The following is a 3750-nucleotide window of genomic DNA, read 5'->3' as shown; positions in this document are numbered from 1 at the left end:
TGGTTTCACGGAAATGAACGGAAAATCTTGCACCAAGACAAACGGCAACCTTTCAAAATCCCTGTGTCGGAGAACTAGCAGGGGTCTATCGGCCGCCGCCTGCGTTGGCAAATCGTCCTTGTGGAGCTTAGCCGAAGCGCCTGTTGGTTCGTCTGCACCACTGCGACGCCTCGAAGTCACGGAAATGAGTCCACGGGCGTGCGCGCGTCGCTTCGCTCCCCGCTCCGCCCGTGAATGGCGACGTTAGAAGGCTTCAGCCGACGGGCTCGCTAGGAAAGACGTGGCAACCGCTCATCGGGCGAGCGGTGGTCGAACACGACGCCCATGGTCTTACCAACCGCGGCCATGACGATCAGTTCGATCAGATGGTCGTCGCTATCCTGGCAGGCCGGGTCGGATCGGCGTATGGCGTCGAGCATCGCCCGGGTCGAGACGGTATCGCCGGCGCGAAATTTCGAAAGAGCAGATGAAACAAGGTCTTGCACCGTCGGATCCATGACGGGCACTTCCGCAGTGACGTTCATCGGCCTCCTCCTGCCATGAACCCTCCCGCAAAAGATGATACGCCAACGGCTGGAATGTGCCAGCAAAATGGTGGTCCGACCAGTGGGCTGGCGACAACCCCCGTGATTCAAGCGCAGATGTGGACACCTGCTGGCTAACGGCAGCGTAAGCTCGACGCACCGCGCTCAGGTTGGTAAGCCCGTCGCGCGCAGGGAGACGATCCGAGTCGAGAACATGACCGTTGCAATCGAGATGGGACAGACGAGCGCAGGCGCGCCGGCGGCCCTCGACCTTGAGGAGTTGCTGGCGACCCGCCTGCTGGTGCAGGGCAATTCGGGCTCGGGAAAGTCGCATCTGCTGCGCCGCCTTCTGGAGCAGAGCGCGCCCTGGGTGCAGCAGACCATCATCGACCCCGAAGGCGACTTCGTGTCTCTGGGCGAACGCTTTGGACATCTGGTGATCGATGCCGAGGAACATACCGAGCGCGGCCTGCAAGCGGCCGGCGAGCGGGCGCGCATCCACCGCGTCTCGACAGTACTCAACCTCGAAGGGCTCGATGCCGAGAACCAGATGCGGCGCGCCGCGGCATTCCTCGGCGGGCTGTTCGAGGTCGCGCGCGACCACTGGTATCCGATGCTCGTGGTCGTCGACGAGGCGCAGCTCTTCGCGCCCGCCGCCGCCGGCGAGGTTTCGGACGAGGCACGCAAGCTCTCGCTGGGCGCCATGACCAATCTGATGTGTCGCGGCCGCAAGCGCGGGCTTGCCGGCATCATCGCCACGCAGCGGTTGGCGAAGCTCGCCAAGAACGTCGCGGCCGAAGCCTCCAACTTCCTGATGGGCCGGACCTTCCTCGACATCGACATGGCGCGCGCCGCCGACCTGCTCGGCATGGAACGGCGCCAGGCCGAAGCTTTCCGCGACCTGGCGCGCGGCCATTTCATGGCGCTCGGTCCTGCCTTGTCGCGCCGTCCGCTCGGCGTGCGCATCGGCCAGACCGAAACCAGCCCGCGCAACGGCACGCCGCGGCTGATGCCGATGCCGGGAGCCGCGCTCGAAGATGCGCGCGCGATCATTCTTGCCGCGCCGCCGCCGGAGACGGTCAGGCCGCAGCGCCGGCCTCCGCCCGACCTGCTTGACCAATTGATGGCGGCCAAGGCCGCACCGCTGGACATGCGCCCCGAGCCGATGGAGGCGCAGCCAAGCGCCGAGGACCTGGCAGAACGGCGCGAGCGGATGGACCGCATCCTGCGCGCCATCCTGGCGGAGCCGGACGCCGGGTTCCGCGTCATCGGCGTGCTCTACCAGGAGTTCGTGGTCCGCTGCCGCATCGAAGGGCTCGCCTCCGTGGTGCCCGATCTGTCGGAGTTCCGCCGCATGCTGACGCGCGCCCGCGCCGGCGTCGGCTTCGACATGGCCGAGGACGACGCCTGGCGCGACGTTTCCGTGCGCGCGTCACTGCTGCCCGAGGACATGCAGGGCGTGTTCATGATGATCGCGCGCGCCGCCAAGGAAGGCTGGCCCTGCCCGAGCGACGCGGCGATCGCGCGGGCTTACGGTTCGCATTCGCTGCGCCGCGCGCGCCGGCTGCTCGACTATATCGAGGAGCAGGGCCTCATCGTCTGCCAGGTCGACGGCGTGGGCCGGCGCACGGTGACGCTGGTCGAGCTCGCCTGGGCGACGGCGCCGGGCGACCCGAACGCCTTGGAGCAGGACAGCCTGGCTGGCTGACATCGGAAAGACGCTGGCGACCGGGCTCTGGCGGCCTTTGCGCCATTGGTTGACGGCGAGCCTGCTTTGTCGGTTGCTCGCAGCACTACATGTTCCGATAAAATTTCCAACAGAAATGCCAGCGACCGAGCGATGGCGAAGTCAACGCTGCGCCATCAAATGACGCTGCGCCGAAACGGACTCGGGCCGTGCACTTTAAGTCTTTGTTTTGATGCATATCATTCCCTCCAAATCGCAGCTCACTTTGGGAGACACAGGCATCAATCGATGGGGTGGCAGATTTGTTAAATGTTTAATGAATCGTTAACATTACGCGGCAATATATATTCCGTTATGGTTTCCAAATCGTAAAAAGCTAATATACCTGAATATAGGTATGCTTGTCCCGCGATTGCGGCGACCGAGGGGGGCACGCCAGCTAGGAACGTTGGGTGCGAGCGTGCAAGCGCTCTGGGGTGGGGTTTTGTCTCTCGGCGAGAGAAGTCTTTACGTTCAATCAGAGTGGCTTGGTCCTGACCAACCGCCGCGGGCGGAAGCATCCGCTTGCGTCGTCCGCACCAGGATCAGCAGTAACCGTTGGGGCGAACACTTTGGTCGTTCGCAAAGGGATCACAGGGGGTAATTGGCAATGGCGACCACAACAGTTTCAGGCTCGACCGTCACGTTTTCGAATTCGGGCGCGGCAGCCAATCTGACGCAATCCGGCAGCGAGGACGGCAGCCTTCAGTTCACGTTCGACGTGCTTGCGGCAAGCGGTGGCGGGACCAAGACGACGATCTATTCGGTGGATGACGGCACCAAGAACGACGACGGAGGGGCCAGCATCACAGTCACGAACAAGGCCTTCGCCGATTATAACAAGGATCTCCTGATACAGGATCAAGCGGGAATTCAATTCGCCGAAACCAGCACAAATGGCGCGAAATTCTGGATCGGAAGTGACAACAAGATTCATTACGACGCGACTGGGTTGAGTGGGCAGATCAACGCACTTGCGGCCGGACAGACATTCAACGATACGATTCAGTACACCATCAAGATGTCAAATGGCACGCTCAGCGTGGGTACGCTGTCGGTGGTGATCACAGGCACCAACGACGCGGTGACGATCACCGGCGCGACCGACACCGGCACGGTCAAGGAGGACGGCACGCAGACGGCCTCGGGCCAGCTCGGCTTCAGCGACGTCGACCTCAGCGACAGCCACACCTGGAGCATCGACGGTGTCAACGGCAGCGCCTACGGCTCGATTGCGGTCGACCAGACCGGCAAATGGACCTACACGCTCGACAACGCGGCGGCGCAGTCGCTCGGCGCCGGCGACCACCTGACCGAGACCTACACGGTGAAGGTGGACGACGGCCACGGCAGCACCGACACCCGCACCGTCACCATCCATATCGACGGCACCAACGACGCGGTGACGATCACCGGCGCGACCGACACCGGCACGGTCAAGGAGGACGGCACGCAGACGGCCTCGGGCCAGCTCGGCTTCAGCGACGTCGACCTCAGCGA

Annotated in this window: 3 protein-coding genes; 2 read left to right on the top strand and 1 reads right to left on the bottom strand. The window is 63.6% G+C overall.

Annotation, left to right across the window (positions count from 1 at the left end; translation table 11 throughout):
- Positions 1-269: 269 nt before the first annotated feature.
- On the bottom strand, positions 270-524 hold the full coding sequence (locus tag FJ425_RS31330) for a hypothetical protein (protein WP_140636901.1): 255 nt from the start codon (positions 522-524) through the stop codon (positions 270-272).
- A gap of 214 nt (positions 525-738) precedes the next feature.
- On the opposite strand from FJ425_RS31330, the gene FJ425_RS31325 reads away from it, so the two are divergent.
- A complete protein-coding gene (locus tag FJ425_RS31325) occupies positions 739-2232 on the top strand; it encodes an ATP-binding protein (RefSeq protein ID WP_140727897.1) in 1494 nt (497 codons plus the stop codon).
- Positions 2233-2860: 628 nt separating this feature from the next.
- Positions 2861-3750, top strand: an 890-nt coding sequence (locus FJ425_RS31320) for a VCBS domain-containing protein (RefSeq protein WP_210241709.1), incomplete at its 3' end; no start/stop codon positions are given.

The sequence above is a fragment of the Mesorhizobium sp. B2-7-2 genome (genome assembly GCF_006440775.1).
Taxonomy (GTDB): domain Bacteria; phylum Pseudomonadota; class Alphaproteobacteria; order Rhizobiales; family Rhizobiaceae; genus Mesorhizobium.
Note: the sequence above shows the minus strand (reverse complement) of the source record. Positions and strands in the feature narration are given on the sequence as shown.

What these genes read in the sequence shown, in the direction of transcription:
- FJ425_RS31330 (WP_140636901.1), bottom strand. Translation starts at nt 524, where the DNA reads ATGAACGTCACTGCGGAAGTGCCCGTCATGGATCCGACGGTGCAAGAC.
- FJ425_RS31325 (WP_140727897.1), top strand. Translation starts at nt 739, where the DNA reads ATGACCGTTGCAATCGAGATGGGACAGACGAGCGCAGGCGCGCCGGCG.